At 57.3% G+C, this 17,395-nt stretch carries 16 protein-coding genes; 12 read left to right on the top strand and 4 right to left on the bottom strand.

The features are described from left to right. Positions 1-23 precede the first annotated feature (23 nt). Together FFH90_RS10185 and FFH90_RS10190 are read left to right on the top strand one after the other, a co-directional pair. Positions 24-917 (top strand): LysR family transcriptional regulator, encoded by an 894-nt coding sequence (locus FFH90_RS10185; RefSeq protein ID WP_018928348.1) that lies wholly within the window; start codon positions 24-26, stop codon positions 915-917. Positions 918-1,078: 161 nt separating this feature from the next. Then, the gene (locus tag FFH90_RS10190; RefSeq protein WP_138867090.1) at positions 1,079-1,894 is read left to right on the top strand and encodes an alpha/beta fold hydrolase; all 816 of its coding nucleotides are present in this window, start codon (positions 1,079-1,081) and stop codon (positions 1,892-1,894) included. A gap of 75 nt (positions 1,895-1,969) precedes the next feature. Here the strand turns inward: FFH90_RS10190 and FFH90_RS10195 are convergent, their stop codons facing one another. Continuing rightward, complete coding sequence (locus FFH90_RS10195; protein WP_138867091.1) at positions 1,970-3,346, bottom strand: MFS family transporter; 1,377 nt, start codon at positions 3,344-3,346, stop codon at positions 1,970-1,972. Between the two features lie 497 nt (positions 3,347-3,843). On the opposite strand from FFH90_RS10195, the gene FFH90_RS10200 reads away from it, so the two are divergent. Further along, positions 3,844-4,785 (top strand): LysR substrate-binding domain-containing protein, encoded by a 942-nt coding sequence (locus FFH90_RS10200; protein WP_178114243.1) that lies wholly within the window; start codon positions 3,844-3,846, stop codon positions 4,783-4,785. 136 nt (positions 4,786-4,921) lie between these two features. After that, entirely contained in the window at positions 4,922-6,031 is a 1,110-nt protein-coding gene (locus FFH90_RS10205; protein WP_111453661.1) for an MFS transporter, read from the top strand. 90 nt (positions 6,032-6,121) lie between these two features. On the opposite strand, the gene FFH90_RS10210 is transcribed toward FFH90_RS10205, so the two are convergent. Continuing rightward, a complete protein-coding gene (locus tag FFH90_RS10210; RefSeq protein ID WP_138867093.1) occupies positions 6,122-7,000 on the bottom strand; it encodes a LysR family transcriptional regulator in 879 nt (292 codons plus the stop codon). Positions 7,001-7,149: 149 nt separating this feature from the next. Here FFH90_RS10210 and ripC point away from each other — a divergent pair, with 149 nt between their 5' ends. Continuing rightward, entirely contained in the window at positions 7,150-7,986 is an 837-nt protein-coding gene (ripC, locus tag FFH90_RS10215) for an itaconate degradation C-C-lyase RipC (RefSeq protein WP_138867094.1), read from the top strand. A 25-nt stretch (positions 7,987-8,011) separates the two neighbouring features. Here ripC and FFH90_RS10220 read toward each other — a convergent pair whose 3' ends face one another. Beyond that, positions 8,012-8,908, bottom strand: a complete 897-nt coding sequence (locus FFH90_RS10220) for a LysR substrate-binding domain-containing protein (protein ID WP_018928341.1) — start codon at positions 8,906-8,908, stop codon at positions 8,012-8,014. 162 nt (positions 8,909-9,070) lie between these two features. Here FFH90_RS10220 and FFH90_RS10225 point away from each other — a divergent pair, with 162 nt between their 5' ends. From FFH90_RS10225 to FFH90_RS10235, 3 genes are all read left to right on the top strand, one after another. Then, positions 9,071-10,237, top strand: coding sequence for a CaiB/BaiF CoA-transferase family protein (locus FFH90_RS10225; protein WP_018928340.1), 1,167 nt, complete (start codon positions 9,071-9,073; stop codon positions 10,235-10,237). Then, on the top strand, positions 10,234-11,073 hold the full coding sequence (locus FFH90_RS10230; RefSeq protein WP_018928339.1) for a MaoC family dehydratase N-terminal domain-containing protein: 840 nt from the start codon (positions 10,234-10,236) through the stop codon (positions 11,071-11,073). The genes FFH90_RS10225 and FFH90_RS10230 overlap by 4 nt, the downstream gene beginning before the upstream one ends. Before the next feature lie 213 nt (positions 11,074-11,286). Beyond that, entirely contained in the window at positions 11,287-12,657 is a 1,371-nt protein-coding gene (locus FFH90_RS10235) for an MFS family transporter (protein WP_138867668.1), read from the top strand. Positions 12,658-12,784: 127 nt separating this feature from the next. Here FFH90_RS10235 and FFH90_RS10240 read toward each other — a convergent pair whose 3' ends face one another. Further along, on the bottom strand, positions 12,785-13,687 hold the full coding sequence (locus FFH90_RS10240) for a LysR family transcriptional regulator (protein WP_018928337.1): 903 nt from the start codon (positions 13,685-13,687) through the stop codon (positions 12,785-12,787). 117 nt (positions 13,688-13,804) lie between these two features. On the opposite strand from FFH90_RS10240, the gene FFH90_RS10245 reads away from it, so the two are divergent. The 4 genes from FFH90_RS10245 to FFH90_RS10260 are packed head-to-tail and all read left to right on the top strand — an operon-like array spanning position 13,805 to position 17,308. Further along, entirely contained in the window at positions 13,805-14,995 is a 1,191-nt protein-coding gene (locus FFH90_RS10245; RefSeq protein WP_138867095.1) for a CaiB/BaiF CoA-transferase family protein, read from the top strand. Between the two features lie 14 nt (positions 14,996-15,009). Continuing rightward, a complete protein-coding gene (locus tag FFH90_RS10250) occupies positions 15,010-15,978 on the top strand; it encodes a hydroxymethylglutaryl-CoA lyase (RefSeq protein WP_019581920.1) in 969 nt (322 codons plus the stop codon). Next, complete coding sequence (locus FFH90_RS10255) at positions 15,975-16,370, top strand: VOC family protein (RefSeq protein WP_138867096.1); 396 nt, start codon at positions 15,975-15,977, stop codon at positions 16,368-16,370. The genes FFH90_RS10250 and FFH90_RS10255 overlap by 4 nt, the downstream gene beginning before the upstream one ends. Beyond that, entirely contained in the window at positions 16,367-17,308 is a 942-nt protein-coding gene (locus FFH90_RS10260) for a D-2-hydroxyacid dehydrogenase (protein ID WP_138867097.1), read from the top strand. The genes FFH90_RS10255 and FFH90_RS10260 overlap by 4 nt, the downstream gene beginning before the upstream one ends. Positions 17,309-17,395 lie beyond the last annotated feature (87 nt).

Genomic DNA, 17,395 nt, shown 5'->3' on the forward strand with positions numbered 1-17,395 from the left:
TACGTTAAACCTATGGATTAGCCATGATCAATTTTCGTCTGATTCGTCATCTCTGGTTGTTCCTCGCGGTGGCCGAAGAACAGAATTTCGGCCGCGCGGCCAAACGCCTGGGCATGTCCCAGCCACCGCTGAGCGAGCAGATACAGGTGTTGGAGCAGGCGCTCAAGGTCAAGCTGTTCGACCGTTCGCGACGCGGGGCGAAACTGACCCCTGTTGGCGCCGCGATCCTGCCGGCGGTGCGCAAGTTCGCCGACCAACTGGAGCGTCTGGAACTCGCCGTGGAGGAGGCGGTGGCGGGGCAGTCGGGGATGTTGACCATTGGTGCGATTTCCACGGCGATGTTCGATGTGTTGCCGGGGCTGATCGAGCAGTTGAAGAACGATTACCCGCACCTCACCGTGTCCGTGCGCGAAATCGACAGCGTCGAAGCCGTCCCGGCGCTGGAGGCCGGTGATATTGATTTGGCCTTCGCCCGGCTGGACGGTGATCTTGGCGCTTCGATCAATTCACTGCCGCTGCTGGAGGATCGCCTGGTGGTGGCGCTGCCCAGTGATCACCCCTTGGCTTCGCGCACACGCATCAGTCTGTCCAGTCTGTCCAATGAGCCGTTGGTAATGTTTTCCCGCAAGGTCAGCCCGGTGTACTTCGACAATCTGATCGCGACCTGCCGGGCCAGCGGGTTTTCCCCTCGGGTGCTGCATGAAGTGCGTTCCGTCGCTTCGCAAATTGCTTTTGTCAGCTATGGCCAAGGCATCGCACTGGTGCCGGCGTCACTGAAAAAACTGGCGCCGGACAACGTTGTGTTTCGGGCGCTGAGCCAGAAGCTCAATGTCGTGACCACCGCAGTGGCCTGGAATGCCGATCGGCCCAATCCGGTGGTGGAGGACGTCGTTGCCCGGTTCCGGGCCAAGGTGTGAGTTGGCCCAAGGACTGTGTGCGAACACCGATTGATAGGATTGGCCTATGAAAGCCTTCCTCAATCAGGAATTTACAGAACACCCGATTCCCTTGAAATTGCGAGCCTGGCTGCCGGCAACCCAGGCTCGGCGTAACCTTTCCGCTCAAGGAGTCCAACATCTTGCCCTCACCAGAAACGTTCACTCACGTGCAACTCCCTCTGACGGTGGAGGGTGTCCAGCTGAACGTGGCCGCCATCCATCGCGACGGCCACCTGGCGCCGATTGTGTTCCTGCATGGGTTTGGTTCGACCAAGGAGGACTACGCCGATATCGTGCATCAGCCCGCGTTTGCCGGTCACCCTTTCGTTGCTTACGACGCACCGGGTTGCGGTGAAAGCCAGTGCAGTGACCTTTCCAGGATTTCCATTCCCTTTCTGCTGCAGACGGCGCTGCAAGTGCTGGCGCATTTCGGTATCGAGCGCTTCCATCTGGTCGGCCACTCAATGGGCGGGCTGACCGCGCTGATGCTGGCCCATCAGTTCCCGGATAGGGTGCTCAGCTTCGTCGATATCGAGGGCAATATCGCCCCGGAAGACTGCTTCCTCAGCCGGCAGATAGTCGATTATCCGAGCGACGATCCCGAGGCGTTTTTCGCCGCCTTCATCGAACGTGCCCGGCACGCCCCGGCGTATGCCAGCGCACTCTATTCCGCGAGCTTGCGGCACAAGGTGCGTGGCGGTGCGGTGCGAGGGATTTTTCAGTCGATGGTCGACCTCTCCGATAACGCCGACCTGATGAGCAAGTTCCTCGGGTTGAAGTGCCCGCGAATGTTCATGTACGGCGAACGGAACGCGTCATTGTCCTACTTGCCACACATCCAGGCAGAAGGTGTGCGGCTGGCGCCCATTCCCGAGTGTGGGCATTTCCCGATGTATTCCAATCCGATCGCGATGTGGCAACAGATCGCCGATTTCCAGGCGAGCACTGCGCAATAACAAAACAGGGCGCAGAACCTGTGGGATCGCGGCACCGCGCGCTCCCACAGGACTTTTGGCGCTCAAATTTCTTGGTCAGACCCCGGCAGCGCTCGGTTTTGAGTAACCCTTGAGCCCGGTGCGCTCTTCGATCTCACCGGAACCGCTGATGTACCCGTAGCGAGACAGATTCGGCATCAACATCGCGGCGATGAAGGTGATGGTCACCACCGCGGCGACATAGAAAAAGAAATACTCCTCGATCCCCTGGGATCGCAGCGACAAGGCGACGTACTCGGCAGTGCCGCCGAATGCCGCATTGCCGACGGCATACGGAAAGCCCACGCCCAGAGCGCGCACGGCAGGTGGGAACAGTTCGGCTTTGACGATCCCGGCGATCGGGGTGTAGAGCGAGGCAATGGCCAGCCCGCCAAACACCAGCAGAAACGCCATAAACGGGCTGCTGACCGACTGCAATGAATAGAGCAGGGGAATCACCAGCAACATGGCCAACCCGGAAAACATCAGCATGTGCGCCTTGATCCCGATGCGGTCGGCGAGCAAACCAAAGAGCGGCTGGCAGAGCATGAAGCCGACCAGGGCGGCGGTCATGATGAAGCTCACCGTTTCCGGGCTGAAGCCTGCGGAGATCACCAGGAATTTCTGCATGTAGGTGGTGAAAGTGTAGAAGTACAGCGAGCCACCGATGGTGAACGCCACCACCAGAGCGACCGCCCGTTTGTGTTTGAACAGGCCGCGCAGAGAGCCGGCATCTTTGCGGTTCATGTCTTTTTTGGTTGCGGTTTCATGCATGGCCCGCCGCAGATACACCACCACGATCGAGCTCAGGGCGCCGATGAAGAACGGAATCCTCCAGCCCCATTCGCGCAACTCTTCGCCGGTCAGGGTTTGCTGGAGAATGACCACGGTCATCAAGGCCAGCAACTGACCGGCAATGATGGTGAAGTACTGGAAGGAACCATAGAAACAGCGACGACCTGGTGTCGCAATTTCGCTGATGTAGGTGGCGCCGGTGCCGTACTCCGCGCCGACGGACAGGCCCTGAATCAACCTGGCCACCACCAGCAGGATTGGTGCCGCGACCCCTATGGTTGCGTAGGTGGGCATGACGGCGATCAGCAGCGAGCCGGCGCACATCATGAACACCGAGATAATCATCGACACCTTGCGGCCACGGGTGTCGGCAATCCAGCCGAAGATCCAGCCTCCGAGCGGGCGCATGAAAAAGCCGACGGCGAAGACACCCGCAGTCGACAATAACTGGCTGGTGGTGTCCCCCTTGGGGAAAAACGAAGCGGCAAAGTAGATGGCGGTGTAGGCGTAAATGAAAAAGTCGTACCACTCCACCAGATTGCCCGAGCAGGCACCCATGATGGCTTTGACGCGGTTCGGCGCTCTCATCGGAGCGGCTGCGGCAGCGTGGTCTTTGGCGTCTGTGATTGATGCGGACATGCTGTTCACCCTTTCTTCAAGGCGAGGCGATACGAGGAGCACGCTGATGCGTGTCCGACGTGACTGGCTCGATGGGTTGTCGGGTTTAACGAAGCGGAGTGAACTCGTTCGTGGCCGGGTTTACTGAAGAGAACGGGGAGGGAGGATGCACGAGCATGGCGAGCTGTACGTGGCCCGGGAAAATCGGACAGGTCAGGTAAGACGAAGCATTGAACATCATGGCGCGAGCCCTCGAATCTTATTCTTGTAGTGAGTCGAGCGCTCTTTGGCGCCGACGTTGATTGCACGCTACCGCAGAGTCAGGAGGCTAATAAGCCGTCAGGCAGGCCTAACTGATATACCTGAATTCTATAGCTTGGCATGCAGCCCCGGCGCGCTGGGGGATACAGCCGACTCGCCAGTCCTGAGGCCCCGCGACACACGGTTGGCGAGGCATTCCAAGGTGCGCAAATGCGATTACACTCACAACACTTTCGACGCATATCGCGCCGAGCCCGATGCTGACTGGCCTGGTAATGGATGTCGTTCAACTCAAGACCCTGATTCATGTGGCCGAGCTGGGCAGTCTCAGCAAGGCCTCGGATCGTCTTCACATCGCGCAGCCGGCCCTGAGCCGGCAAATCCGGTTGCTGGAAAAGGAACTCGGCACCTACCTGTTCGACCGACATGGGCGAGGCATGGAAATTACCGAGGCCGGCCGCGAAGTGCTGGCCCATGCCACCCGAGTCATGGAAGAGATGGAGTCCATCCGAAGCTCGGTGGTGGGCGGAAAAACCTCTTTTCGGGGAACGGTGGTCATCGGGACAACGCCGACGGTCGCGGAAATCGTCACCGTCCCTCTGGTGCGCAAGATCAAAGAGGCGCATCCGAATCTCGGCATCAGGTTTTCCTCGGCCTTCAGCGGCTACCTGCTGGATTGGGTTCAGCGTGGCGAGTTGGAACTGGCGATTTCCTACGATCCGCAACCCCTGCACACGCTGCGTATTGTGCCGGTGATGATGGAAAACCTGCTGTTGGTCGGCCCTGCCAGCGCCAACCTGCGTCTTGATACGCCGGTGTCGTTCGCGTCGCTGGCCGAGCAACAGTTGGTATTGCCCAGCGCCCGACATGGCCTTCGGGTGATTTTGGATAATTGTGCGCGTGAAGTCGGGATCAAGCTCAAGACCAGCGTTGAAGCCGATTCCTTCGGCGCGATGATCGACCTGGTCCGCAATGGCTTCGGTTTGACCGCTTTGCCGTTGGCCTCGATTTACGCGCAAATCGAAGCGGGCGTGCTCAGTGCGGCACCGTTGGTCGACCCCGCTCCCATGCGTAAATTGGTCCTGGTCTTTCCCGCGGACAGGCGCGTCAGCCCGGCCGCGAAATTTGTCGGGGATGCCTTTATCGAAATTGCAGCCGATCTGGTCAATCGCAAAATCTGGGCCGGGCACATGCTTTGAGCCATCGGCCAATCTGTTAGCCCCTACCCGTTGTTGCGCAGCTGCTCACGACTTCTGCTTTTTTCTCACCACTGATGACACTGTCTTGAACCATCAAACGCGACTGCCTGGCGTATTCGGCATTTTTATATTGGGGATGCTGCAAGTTCTGGTCTGGGGAGGTTCGTTCTTCCTGATGGCCGTCATGGCTGAGCCAATCATGAAAGAGACCGGCTGGGCCAGCCAATGGGTGTATGGCGCGCTGTCTCTGAGCATTCTGGTTTCTGCAATGCTGGCGCCATTGACCAGCCGGCTTATCGCCCGCTACGGCGGCCGCCCCATCCTTGCCAGTAGCGGCCTGGGCGTCGCCATCGGGTTGTTTCTGATGGCGAGCTCGACCTCGTTGCCGATGTTTCTTTTGTCTTGGGCAGTGATTGGCGTCGGTATGGCGCTGGGGCTGTATGAAGCGTTGTTCGCCGCTTTAGGTTCTCTGTACGGGGAGCGGGCGGGCAGTGCGATTACCGGGATCACGCTTATTTCAGGGTTTGCGACAACGCTGTCATGGCCAGCGGTTGCGTTGGTCATCGAGCACGTTGGCTGGCGCACGACGTGCTTGGCATACGGGGTGTTATTGGTCATTGCCGTAGCACCGCTTTATCTCTGGGTGCTGGCGCGGGGCGCGGGGCCACTCGCAAAAAGCCGTGCCATGAGTGATGAACGCCTCTCGATCGACCGGCGGATCTACCTGCTGCTCACACTGATTTTTGCGTTGGGTGCAGTGATCATGACGGCGATGTCTGTCCAGCTGATTTCATTGTTGCAGGGGCAGGGCTATTCGCTCGCAGCCGCCATCGGACTGAGCGCCTTGCTGGGTCCAAGTCAGGTAGGTTCACGTGTTCTACAAGTGTTTTCGCGAAAGAGACATCCAATCTGGACGACATTGATCTGCGTGGTATTCGTGGCAGTTGGTCTGTTGCTGGTGACCATGGCGCCGGCAATGACCGCAGTGGGACTGGTGATCTACGGCGCGGGTAATGGTTTGCGGGCGATCGTTCGAGGACTGCTGCCGCTGGCCCTTATGTCGCCCACCCATTATGTTTTGCTGATGGGGCGCATGGCTCGGCCTTCGCTCATTGGACAAGCCTTGACTCCCCTCGCTGGCGGCTACCTATTGCAGACCTGGGGCGCTGGCGGAGTGCTTGCGGGCTTGAGTTCGTTGGCCGTATTGAATGTGCTGTTGGTATTTTTGCTCATTCGGTGGGTGTGAAAAAACTAATCACTTCACGACAATTTTTTAGCTCTTCACAATGGCCGCTTTCGAAAGCAGTCGGCTTCCGTACCGGCGAAGAGTGTGTAGTTAACTGACTGCACAATTTATAAAGTTCCGCAGGAAAATCGAGTTGTCACTGCGACGCCAGGCGAGTGTAAGCCGGGCGATGGGGGAGACATCATTGATCGCTTTGAAAACCACCCCTGTGGCATGCACTTGCTGCATCGACGCCGGTACAAGCGAAACCCCTAATTCTGCCGCTACCAAATGCACGACAGAGGCAAGTTGTGGAGCGCTTTGTCCCAGAATCGGGTCAAAACCAGCATCGCGGCAAGCAGCGATAACGGTGTCGAACAAGGTGGGTCCTACTTCCCTGGGATAGAGAATAAACGGGTCCTTACTGAGATCTTTCAGGTTCAATTTTTTCTGGCGTGCAGCCACATGACATTTCGGTAGAACCGCGAGCAATGGTTCCTCCGATAGAGTTCGCATCGTCAAATGATCAGCTTCAGCTACTCCAGGGCGTATAAAAACCGCGTCCAGGTCACCTTCGTTAATGCCTGCCATCAATCGAATGGTATTGCTTTCCTCCAGGGTCAAATCAACATCCGGGTAGGCCCGTCGAAAATTACGAATCGCCGCAGCCACGACCGGATTGAAACTTGCGGAGGCAGTGAAACCTATGCGCAGCGCCCCTAACTCGCCCCGAGCGGCTCGTTGAGCCGCGTGCGTTGCTCGTTCTACCTGAGCCGGTATGTTTCGAACCAGGTCATGAAACGCCTGCCCTGCCGCAGTCAATTCTGCGCCTTGCGGAATTCGGTGAAATAACCGGGTGCCCACTTCACGCTCCAGGTCGCGGATCTGCAAGCTCAATGGAGGTTGACCGATGCCGATGTTCTGAGCCGCACGGGTGAAATTCTGCTCTTGAGCGACGGCTAGAAAGTAGCGGATGTGACGTAACTCCATAGCTAATAGCTCCATAGGTATTTGTAAAACATATGAAGATCGACAGTTCCATACAATAGTCCATTGGCATTTGTCTAGCTATGGTGGTTCACGCGCCGGCAAGGATCACAGCACGCCTTGCGGCACCGTCACCCCCTCTGGAGTAGAAAATGTCCGTACGTATGCGCAGTGCTCTTTTCACGCCGGCAACACACCCTGAACGTTTCGCCAAAGCCGAGGAGGTGGATGCCGATTTTTTGATCATTGATCTGGAAGACGCGATAGCGCCTAAAGACAAAAAAAGTGCTCGTGCTACTGCTTTCACCACACTCAATGCTGCCAAGGAAGCGCGGTTCCCTTGCATTATTCGTATCAACGGACTGGATACGTCTGCGGGGCTTTGTGACGTGCTTGAACTGCTGGAAAGTCCGGTTCAGCCTGAATTTCTGCTACTTCCAAAAACCGAATCCGTTGCACATTTGCAGATAGTGGACCGTCTGCTCAGCGAAAAAGGTCTGAGCACTCGTTTGATCGGATTGATCGAAAGCGCAGTAGGGCTCAAGGCGGTGGCAGACATCGCACATGCGACGCCCCGACTCGCCGCCCTCATGTTCGGGGCTGCGGATCTGGCGGCGGATTTAGGCTGTGGACCCTTTGCAGCGAATCTCACCTTCGCACGTGTATCGCTTGTGAGCGCGTGCGCGACAGCGGCTATCGCTGCTATCGATTCTCCTTTTTTCGATATTCGCGACTTGGCCGGGCTTGAGCGGGCAGCGCTCCAGGCTGCCGACATGGGGTTTGCCGGTAAAGCGGCGATCCACCCAAATCAGATTGCTGCCATCAATCAGGCGTTCACACCGACCGTCGATGAGATCGCCGCAGCGCGGGCCATTCTGATCGAAAATTGTCGAGGCGTGGGGCAAGTGAACGGTGTCATGGTCGATGAGGCCGTCGCTCGCCAAGCCCGCCGAGTGCTGGCCCGCGCAGGCCAATCTGCTGAAGTATAAGGACCGGCAAACCTGATCTCATGCACTATCGAGTATTTCCTGGCTGACAAAGAATCTCTATCAGGTGATCTCGCAACACATTCTTTTCACGCGGGCTGCGTTGTACGCACACTCGCAAATCACGCTTGGCCCATCCCTCTACAAGATCGATAACCTGAAGGCGATCCAGGTCTGCTGGCTCTAACGCTGAGCGTGGAGCGATGCCGATACCCGCTCCCGATGAGACCAGACGGGCAATCGCCCGAAATCCGGAGACCTGGACGCGCACATCCAAGCGCCCGCCAAGGGCGCTGGCGTGATTCATCAAAAAGGTATGCAGTGCGGCGCCGGATTGAAGGCTGATAAATGGGAGCCCCAGGCATTCGGAAAAACTAACCGAATGCTGGTTGTCGAATCGGCCGTTTAACGGCGCCAACAGGACTAACTGGTCTTGCCTGTAGGGCAGAAACTCCAGGTCTGGGTGGTCAGACTCCAGCGCTACGACTCCGATGTCGGCACGGCCTGCGGACACGGCTGAAATAATGTCATGGCTCAATCGTTCCTCGAGGGTGATGCGGACATTGGGGTACTTGGAGAAAAAGCGCGCCAGGTCATCCGGCAAATATGAGCTGATGGCATTGTTGTTGGCAAAAAAGGTCACATGGCCGATCAAGCCATTGGCGAACGGTTGCAAGTCAGTCGTCATCTGCTCCAACTGAGCCATGCAGCGTCTTGCATGTTCGACCAGCACATGACCCGCCGGGGTCAAACCCACACCCCTGGCCTGGCGCAGCAGCAAGGGTGTCCCGAGGCTGGCTTCAAGCCCTTTTATGCGCAAACTGACTGAGGAGGGGGCCAGATTACAGCGCTCGGCGCCGCGCGACAGATTGCTTTCCTCGGCGACGGCCAAGAAGACCTTAAGGTCGATCAAGTCGTACAACATTGCGTTAGTCTCCGGCGAAATCATGAGAATTTTTTCTAATTTAACCTCTTGTAAGCCCTGCAGTGTTTGTATTTTACAAACTCAGTCTTCGTAAAAGCTCGCTGCTCCCCTGACCGTGGTTTGCACATACTTGTGCACGCAAACTGTCTATGGGAGAACCTTATGTCCACTACAAAACCTTTAAAAGGCATTACCGTCGTTTCCATCGAACAGGCGTTGGCCGCGCCGTTGTGTACCTCTCGTTTGGCGGAGATGGGTGCAAGGGTCATCAAGGTCGAGCGCGCAGAAGGGGACTTTGCCCGGGGCTATGACGATGCCGCCAAAGGTCACTCTTCGTATTTTTTGTGGACCAACCGAGGCAAGGAGTCGCTGGTACTGGATTTCAAAAATGCCGCCGACGCGTCGCTGCTCAAACGGATCATTGCCAGCGCCGATGTCTTTGTTCAAAACCTGGCGCCCGGTGCCCTTGCTCGCGCCGGGTTTGACAGCTCGGAACTGCGCGAACTGAATCCACAATTGATCACCTGCGATATCAGTGGTTACGGTACTGAGGGGCCCGCCAGTGGTTTGAAAGCGTATGACCTGTTGGTCCAATGCGAAAGCGGTCTGGCCGGCATCAGTGGCTCACCTGAAGGCTATGGCCGGATCGGCGTGTCGATATGCGATATCGGGGCAGGGTTGAATGCTGCGATTGGTGTGCTTTCTGCGCTGCAGTTACGTGAAAGAACCGGGCAGGGCACTGGCATCTCCGTCTCGTTGTTCGATGGTGCCGCGGACTGGATGACCATTCCTTACTTGCACGAGATCTATGGCAATGGTGCTCCTACACGCCAGGGTCTGCGCCACCCTTCAATTGCTCCATACGGTGCTTATACCACCGGCGATCAGCGCGACATCGTGATCAGCATTCAGAACGAACGCGAATGGCAGCAGTTCTCTAACCTGTTTCTTGAAGGCACCGGCGCATCTACTGATCCTCGTTTTGCGTCCAACACAGAACGCGTCCGTAACCGAGACGCTTTGGATGCGCTGATCAGTGCGTCCTTCGCCAGCCTGAGCGCCGAACAGGCGATCCACAAACTGGGTCAGGCCAATACCGCTTTTGGTCAGGTGCGCTCCGTCGCCGAGATGGCAGAACATCCAGGCCTTCGTAAATGGCCAATGGCAGTCGAGACCGGTGAAGTCGAGATGATTGCGCCTCCGGTACGCGCTCCTTGGGACGATCAGCGATTTGAAAAAGCTCCGCTCCTGGGCGAACACAGTGATCGGCTGCGCAAAGAATTCCAGGTGACAGCAACACAGAACAAACAAGAGGAGGTCCCTGCATGAGCACTATTGATCTTCAACACCTTCGGCAATGGATCGGCAAGACCCATGTCGACCGCGATGTCCTGTCTTCACGCCATGCGCGTTTGATGGCTGCCACACTGGGCATTCCACAAAGCGATTTGGTCTCGGGTCATCCATTGCCGCCATTGTGGCACTGGTTGTATTTTCTGGACGGACTGGCGCCTGAAGAGTTGGGACGTGACGGTCACCCGGCACGAGGTGGCTTCTTGCCTCCCGTGCCGCTGCCGAATCGCATGTGGGCCGGTGGACAGCTTGAATTCAAGAAAGCATTGCCGTTGGATGGCAGCGTCGAGAAACGCTCCAGTATTGTTTCAATCGAACACAAACAAGGTCGTAGTGGCGAGCTAGTGTTTGTCACCGTATTGCATGAGATTTTGCATGCTGGCGAAGTTGCCATTTCCGAACACCACGACATCGTCTACAAGGAGGCAACTCCCGTCGACTCGAACAAACCCTTCGCCGCGATGCCGCCAGCCACTCATTCCTATGAATGGCTGCCGACCTCGACCACGTTGTTTCGCTATTCAGCACTGACTTTCAATGGTCATCGCATTCACTATGACGCTGATTACTGTCGAGATGTTGAACACTACGCGAGTCAAGTAATACATGGTCCACTGAACGCAACTCTGCTGGCAGGCTATGCCGAACGTATCGCGGGTAAACCAGTAAAACTCTTTAATTATCGAGGCGTTCGTCCTGCCTTGTTGGGAGCGACGCTAACATTAAATGCTGTCTATGAAGGTGACAACTTACTGTTATGGGTCAGTTTGCCTGATGGCGCAGTCTCGATGCAGGCGCGCGCCAGTTTTTGAGTCTGCATTGCAGTGAAAAGTGCACGATGAAGTCACATCAGGAAGATTAATATTTCAGTTGGGGTGGCTTTTATCCTAAATGTTTTATTGATTGATTAGATGATCAAGCAGGCAGTCTGTGTGAGTGACTTTTGTCTTCGCATAGACTGTTGTTGTGCTGGTGGTTTAGCGCGTAAACGCGTCAACAGATTATTTCCGCTCGTGGAGATTGAAATGATAATAATAAGTAATGTTGATAACAGTGCAGTCAAGCGTCCTCCCATTACAAATAAAGCACGGGTTCGAGCGATACTCGGAGCTTGCTCGGGCAATTTGGTTGAGTGGTATGATTTTTTTATTTATGCCTATACCTCTATCTATTTTGCATCGCTGTTCTTCCCGGCAGGAGATCAAAACAGTCAACTGTTAGCGACAGCTGGAATTTTTGCTGTCGGCTTTTTTATGCGCCCCCTCGGTGGTTGGATATTTGGTTACATTGCGGATACGCGCGGTCGAAAAATATCAATGATCATTTCAATCTTCATGATGTGCGGTGGTTCTTTGATGATCGCGATCATGCCAACGTATGAGTCGATTGGTGTCGCGGCCCCCGTCCTGTTGGTTGTAGCGAGGCTGATGCAGGGCCTTTCGGTGGGCGCGGAGTACGGAACAGGCGCCACTTACATCAGTGAAATGTCGACTGCCGGGCGCAGATCATTTTTCGGTTCATTCCAATATTCCACCATTATTGCAGGTCAGCTACTTGCGTTGCTGACGGTTGCGGTTCTTCAGCACGTATTGCTTCCGGACGATTTGAAAGCCTGGGGTTGGAGAATTCCATTTTTAATCGGCGCGATTAGCGCCATTGTGGTCGTGTTTCTACGTCGATCCATGACCGAAACAGCCTCAGTAAAAGAAATGAAGAGTAAGGAGGCCGGATCCATTCGAGCGTTGCTAAAGCATAAGCGAGCGGTGATTTTAACGGTGGCCATCACCATGGGATGTTCGCTTTACTATTATACGTTCACATCCTATATGCAGAAATACTTGGTGTTGTCGGTGGGGCTGGATGCGGGGACGGTCAGTTTCATTATGACGTCTGCCTTAGTGTGCTTCATGATTTGTCAGCCATTTTTCGGCATGCTGGCAGACCGTATTGGCGTGAAAAAAAGCATGATGATATTTGGTGGTTTGGCAACCGCTTTGGTTGTGCCAATTTTAATCACGTTAAAGACGGTGTCGAGCCCATATGCAGCATTTGCGCTAATTATGTCTGGTCTCCTTATCGCCGCATTTTATACGCCCGTCACGGGTGTGCTTAAAGCGGATCTTTATCCTGCTTCTGTCAGGGCGTTGGGCGTTGGCCTGCCTTATGCGATCGGCAATGCATTGTGTGGCGGTACCGCCGAGTACGTGGCATTGATGCTTAAATCGATGGGGATTGAAAGTTACTTCTTTTATTACGTAGCGGCATTGGTATGCGTGACGTTCATCGCTTCGATATTAATGCCTGATTTGCGTAAGCACGGGTATCTGGATGGCACTGGAACGGTCGAGGACAATTTCGCGAAGTCGCCTGAGTACGGTCGTAGTGCGCACTCGTAAATTGGACATGAGGTAACTATTGCGCTTTTGCCACTGTTGCATGTGCCACGAACACATGAGGCAGTGGTTTTTTGATGATTGGGCTACCTGTAACCCAAATGTGTGGACAGGGACATTTACGCCATTGTCAGCCATGCACGCTGCTCAGATACTCGAACAACTTGGCCGCTTCCGGGGTCAGTTGCGCCTGACTCGCAACCCCCACGAACAAGGTGCGGTGCGCCCAGTCATCGCTCAGGTCGACAGCAATCAGACGGCTGCCGAGCAATTCGGCACGCACGGATGACAACGGCAAGATCCCGATGCCCAAGCCGGCTTCGATCATCCGACAGATGCCGTCGAAGCTGCTGACCTGGATCCGCACCTTGAGGATCTTGCCCGCACTGACGGCGGCATCGGTGATTCTGCGCAGCAATGAGCTGCCCTGGTTGAGCGCTACGTAATCGAAGCCAAGCGTGTCGGCAAAGGACACATTGCGCTCATTCGCCAGTTCATGGCCGACCGGCACCAGGAGCACGAGTCGGTCGTCACGATAGGGCAGTTTGTACAGGCCCTCGGCCGGTACGTTGTCGGCAAAAATGCCGATGTCGGCGCGCCCGTTTTCCACGGCTTGAATAATCGGTTCGCTGAGTGCTTCTTCCAGCCCGATACGCACGTTCGGGTTGGCGCGCAGGAAAGACGCGAGGTCGTCCGGCAGAAACTGGACGACGGCGGAAGTGTTGGCGAACAACCGCACATGCCCGCGCACCCCGACCGCGTAATCGCTGGCGTCGCATGCCATCCGGTTCACGCCTTCCAGAATCGTTCTGGCATGTTCAACGATCCCTTGTCCCGCGGCGGTCAGTTCGAGCCCCCTTGGCAGGCGCACGAACAGTGGGCACTGGGTGGTTCGCTCCAGCTCGGCTAACCGTTTGCTGGCCGCCGAGACCGTCATGTTGGCCTTTTCGGCGGCACGGGTCAGGTTGCCGGATTCGGCGGCGAAGATCAGCAGGCGCAACGACAGCAGATCGAAATGCAGGGGATTGATCATCAAGAGGATCCAAGGTTTTCCATTCTGGAAAGAGTAGTGGCGAAATTTGAAATTTTCATCTGCCCGGTTTGTGTCGATTATCCATGCCACAAGTACTCAACAAGAACGGGAAACGTCATGAGGTTACCTCTGCAAGGTGTCAAGGTCGTGGAGCTCGGTCAACTGATTGCCGGGCCATTTGCGGCGAAAATGCTCGGTGAATTTGGCGCCGACGTGATCAAGATCGAGCCTCCGGTCACCGGTGACCCGTTGCGCAAATGGCGCTTGCTGCATGACGGTACTTCCGTCTGGTGGGCCGCGCAATCTCGCAACAAACGCTCGCTGACCCTTGATTTACGCCAGCGTGAAGCCCAACAGGTGGTGCGCCAGTTGCTGGTCGACGCGGATGTACTGATAGAGAACTTTCGCCCAGGGACTCTGGAAAACTGGGGGCTGGGTTGGGACATGCTGCACGCGCTGAATCCGAAACTGATCATGCTCCGGGTCTCTGGTTACGGCCAGACCGGGCCGTACCGTGACCGTCCCGGATTCGGCGTGATCGGTGAAGCGATGGGCGGGTTGCGGCATCTTTCCGGCGAGCCCGGGCGGACCCCGGTAAGGGTTGGCGTTTCCATCGGCGACTCGTTGTCGGCCTTGCACGGGGTCATCGGGATTCTGCTTGCCCTGCGTCATCGCGAGCAGAACGGCGGTGACGGCCAGCAGATCGACGTGGCGCTGTACGAGTCGGTGTTCAACATGATGGAAAGCCTATTGCCCGAATACTCGGTGTTCAATGCCGTTCGTGAGCCCGCCGGCAGCAGTTTGCCGGGTATCGCGCCGACCAATGCCTATCGCTGCCGTGACGGTGGTTTTGCCTTGATCGCCGGCAATGGCGACAGCATCTATCAACGCCTGATGGAAGTGATTGGGCGCCGCGATCTGGGGGCTGATCCAGCGCTTGCGCAGAACCACGGCCGAGTGCTGCAGGTTGAGCGCATCGATGCCGCCATCTCCGAATGGACCGCGCGGCTCAGCCTCGACGAAGTCTTGTCGATCCTGACCGAGGCGCGCATCCCGGCCGGCCGGATTTACAACGCTGCCGACATTGCCCAGGACCCGCATTACCGGGCGCGCGACATGCTGCTCGACAGCCAGCTGGACGACGGCACGCCGGTGACCTTGCCCGGCATCGTCCCCAAGCTGGGTACCACGCCTGGCAGCGTGACTCGCTCGGCGCCGACCCTTGGTCAGCATACCGCCGAGATTCTTGGCGAGCTTGGCATCGACGCTGCGCAGCAAGCCGACTGGCGCCAGCGCGGCATCATTTGAACCGGAGAATCAACATGCAACGTCTTTTCTTGCAGGAAGTCGCAACCCGTGACGGCTTCCAGAATGAAGCGCGCTTTATCGAAACCGTCGACAAGATCGCCATGATAGATGCGCTCAGCCAGTGTGGTTTCGCCAAGATCGAGGTCACCTCGTTCACCTCGCCCAAGGCCATTACCGCGCTGCGCGACGCCGAGGCAGTGATGCAGGGCATCCGCCGCAATCCGGCGGTGGAATACACGGTGCTGGTGCCCAATGTGCGAGGGGCCGAGCGAGCCCTGGCGTGCAACATCGATGAAGCCAACCTGGTGATGTCGGTCAGCGAGCCGCACAACCGTTCCAATCTGCGCATGAGCCGCGAACAGTCGTTTGCCCAGCTCAGCGAAGTGGTCAGCGTGATCGGCCAGGGGCCGGTGGCGATCAACGTGTCGTTGTCGACCGTGTTCGGCTGCCCGATGCAGGGCGATGTTCCGGTAGGGGAGGTGTTGCACTGGGTCGAGCGCTTCGCCGAGCTGGGAGCTCGCGGCGTGACCTTGTGCGACACCACTGGCATGGCGTACCCGAGTCAGGTCGAGATGCTGTCCCGGGCCGTCCGTGAGCGTTTTCCGGCGCTGCAGCTGACCCTGCATTTCCACAATACCCGTGGCATGGGCCTGGCCAATGCGCTGGCGGCCATCGAGGCCGGGGTCGATCGTTTCGATTCGTCCCTTGGCGGCCTGGGCGGTTGCCCTTATGCGCCGGGGGCCAGTGGCAATGTGTGCACCGAAGACCTGTTGCACATGCTGCAGTTGATGGGTTTCAACACCGGGGTTGATCTGGACCGGGTGCTGGCGGTCGCCGCGCAGTTGCCGGGTCTGGTCGGTCACGACATTCCCAGCCAGATCCTCAAGGCCGGCAAACGCCTGGACCTGCACCCGATCCCCGCCCATGTCGCCAACCTGGAAAAACAGGTGCCGTCGGCCCGAGCCCAGGAGCTGCACTCATGATCGATCATCTCGACCATTTAGTGCTGACCACCATCGACCCCGTGGCTGCCGAGGATTTTTACGTGCGGGTCATGGGCATGCAGGTGCAAACCTTTGCTGGTGGGCGCAAGGCGTTCGCTTTCGGCCAGCAGAAAATCAACCTGCACGTGCGTGGCCACGAGTTCGAGCCCAAGGCGCATTTGCCGGTGCCGGGAGCGCTGGACCTGTGTTTTATCGCCTCGATCCCTCTGGACCAAATGATCGCGCACCTGGCCCGTGTCGACTGGCCCATCATCGAAGGCCCGGTGTTACGTACCGGTGCCACCGGGCCGATACGTTCGGTGTATGTGCGTGATCCGGACCTGAACCTGATCGAGATTTCCGAACCCGTCCAGCCGGAGCGTGCAGCATGAAAGTGGTATTTCTTGATAGCGATAGCCTGCCCGTGAGCATTGCTCGCCCGGCCTGGGTCTCGGACTGGCAGGACCGCCCCGACACGACACCGGACCAAGTGGTGGAAGCCGCCCGGGATGCCGATGCGGTGATCACCAACAAGGTGCGCATCGGTCGGGCTGAACTTGAGCAACTGCCGAACCTGCGCTTCATCTGCGTCGCGGCCACCGGTTACGACTGCATTGATTTGGCGGCCTGCCATGATTTTGCCGTAACGGTGTGTAACGTCCCGGCCTACTCGGCACAAAGCGTCGCCGAGTCGGTGATCGCGTCAATCTTCGCCCTGCGTCGACAGCTGTTCGCTTACCAGGCTGCGGCGCTGCGGGACTGGCCGGATTCGCGGCATTTCTGCGTCCATCGCGCGCCGATCCGGGATGTTCAGGGCAGCGTGTTGGGCATCATCGGCCGAGGTGGTATCGGCTTGGCTACGGCACGTCTGGCGAGCGCCCTGGGCATGCAGTTGCTGTTTGCCGAACACCGTGGCGTGGTCCCGGTGCGCAAGGGGTACCAGTCCTTTGAAACGGTGCTGGCGCAAAGCGACGTGATTTCTCTGCACTGTCCATTGACCGAGCGTACCCGACACCTGATCGGGGCCCTGGAACTGGCGCAGATGAAACCCGGCGCGTTGCTGATCAATACCGCTCGCGGACCGTTGGTGGATGAAGCGGCGGTACTCGATGCGCTGGACAGCGGTCGCCTCGGTGGCGCGGCCCTCGATGTGCTTTGCCAGGAGCCACCACCGGCCGACCACCTTTTGCTCAGTAGTCGCCACGCCAACCTGATCGTCACTCCCCACGTGGCCTGGGCCAGCCAGAGCAGCCTGCAACGGCTGGCCGACGGCATCCTTGGCAACCTGCAGGGCTACTACTTGGGGAACCTGATCAACCTCGTGTCGTGAAGGCTTCACCACCCAACAAGAAGGTCCACTCATGAAAACAATAACAATCACACCGGTCCGTCAGTTTGTCTCGTTGTTCATTGCCGC

The sequence above is a fragment of the Pseudomonas sp. ATCC 43928 genome (assembly GCF_005938665.2).
GTDB lineage: Bacteria > Pseudomonadota > Gammaproteobacteria > Pseudomonadales > Pseudomonadaceae > Aquipseudomonas.

What these genes read in the sequence shown, in the direction of transcription:
- FFH90_RS10185 (WP_018928348.1), top strand. Translation starts at nt 24, where the DNA reads ATGATCAATTTTCGTCTGATTCGTCATCTCTGGTTGTTCCTCGCGGTG.
- FFH90_RS10195 (WP_138867091.1), bottom strand. Translation starts at nt 3,346, where the DNA reads ATGTCCGCATCAATCACAGACGCCAAAGACCACGCTGCCGCAGCCGCT.
- FFH90_RS10200 (WP_178114243.1), top strand. Translation starts at nt 3,844, where the DNA reads ATGCTGACTGGCCTGGTAATGGATGTCGTTCAACTCAAGACCCTGATT.
- FFH90_RS10205 (WP_111453661.1), top strand. Translation starts at nt 4,922, where the DNA reads ATGCTGCAAGTTCTGGTCTGGGGAGGTTCGTTCTTCCTGATGGCCGTC.
- FFH90_RS10210 (WP_138867093.1), bottom strand. Translation starts at nt 7,000, where the DNA reads ATGGAGTTACGTCACATCCGCTACTTTCTAGCCGTCGCTCAAGAGCAG.
- ripC (WP_138867094.1), top strand. Translation starts at nt 7,150, where the DNA reads ATGTCCGTACGTATGCGCAGTGCTCTTTTCACGCCGGCAACACACCCT.
- FFH90_RS10220 (WP_018928341.1), bottom strand. Translation starts at nt 8,908, where the DNA reads ATGTTGTACGACTTGATCGACCTTAAGGTCTTCTTGGCCGTCGCCGAG.
- FFH90_RS10225 (WP_018928340.1), top strand. Translation starts at nt 9,071, where the DNA reads ATGTCCACTACAAAACCTTTAAAAGGCATTACCGTCGTTTCCATCGAA.
- FFH90_RS10230 (WP_018928339.1), top strand. Translation starts at nt 10,234, where the DNA reads ATGAGCACTATTGATCTTCAACACCTTCGGCAATGGATCGGCAAGACC.
- FFH90_RS10235 (WP_138867668.1), top strand. Translation starts at nt 11,287, where the DNA reads ATGATAATAATAAGTAATGTTGATAACAGTGCAGTCAAGCGTCCTCCC.
- FFH90_RS10240 (WP_018928337.1), bottom strand. Translation starts at nt 13,687, where the DNA reads ATGATCAATCCCCTGCATTTCGATCTGCTGTCGTTGCGCCTGCTGATC.
- FFH90_RS10245 (WP_138867095.1), top strand. Translation starts at nt 13,805, where the DNA reads ATGAGGTTACCTCTGCAAGGTGTCAAGGTCGTGGAGCTCGGTCAACTG.
- FFH90_RS10250 (WP_019581920.1), top strand. Translation starts at nt 15,010, where the DNA reads ATGCAACGTCTTTTCTTGCAGGAAGTCGCAACCCGTGACGGCTTCCAG.
- FFH90_RS10255 (WP_138867096.1), top strand. Translation starts at nt 15,975, where the DNA reads ATGATCGATCATCTCGACCATTTAGTGCTGACCACCATCGACCCCGTG.
- FFH90_RS10260 (WP_138867097.1), top strand. Translation starts at nt 16,367, where the DNA reads ATGAAAGTGGTATTTCTTGATAGCGATAGCCTGCCCGTGAGCATTGCT.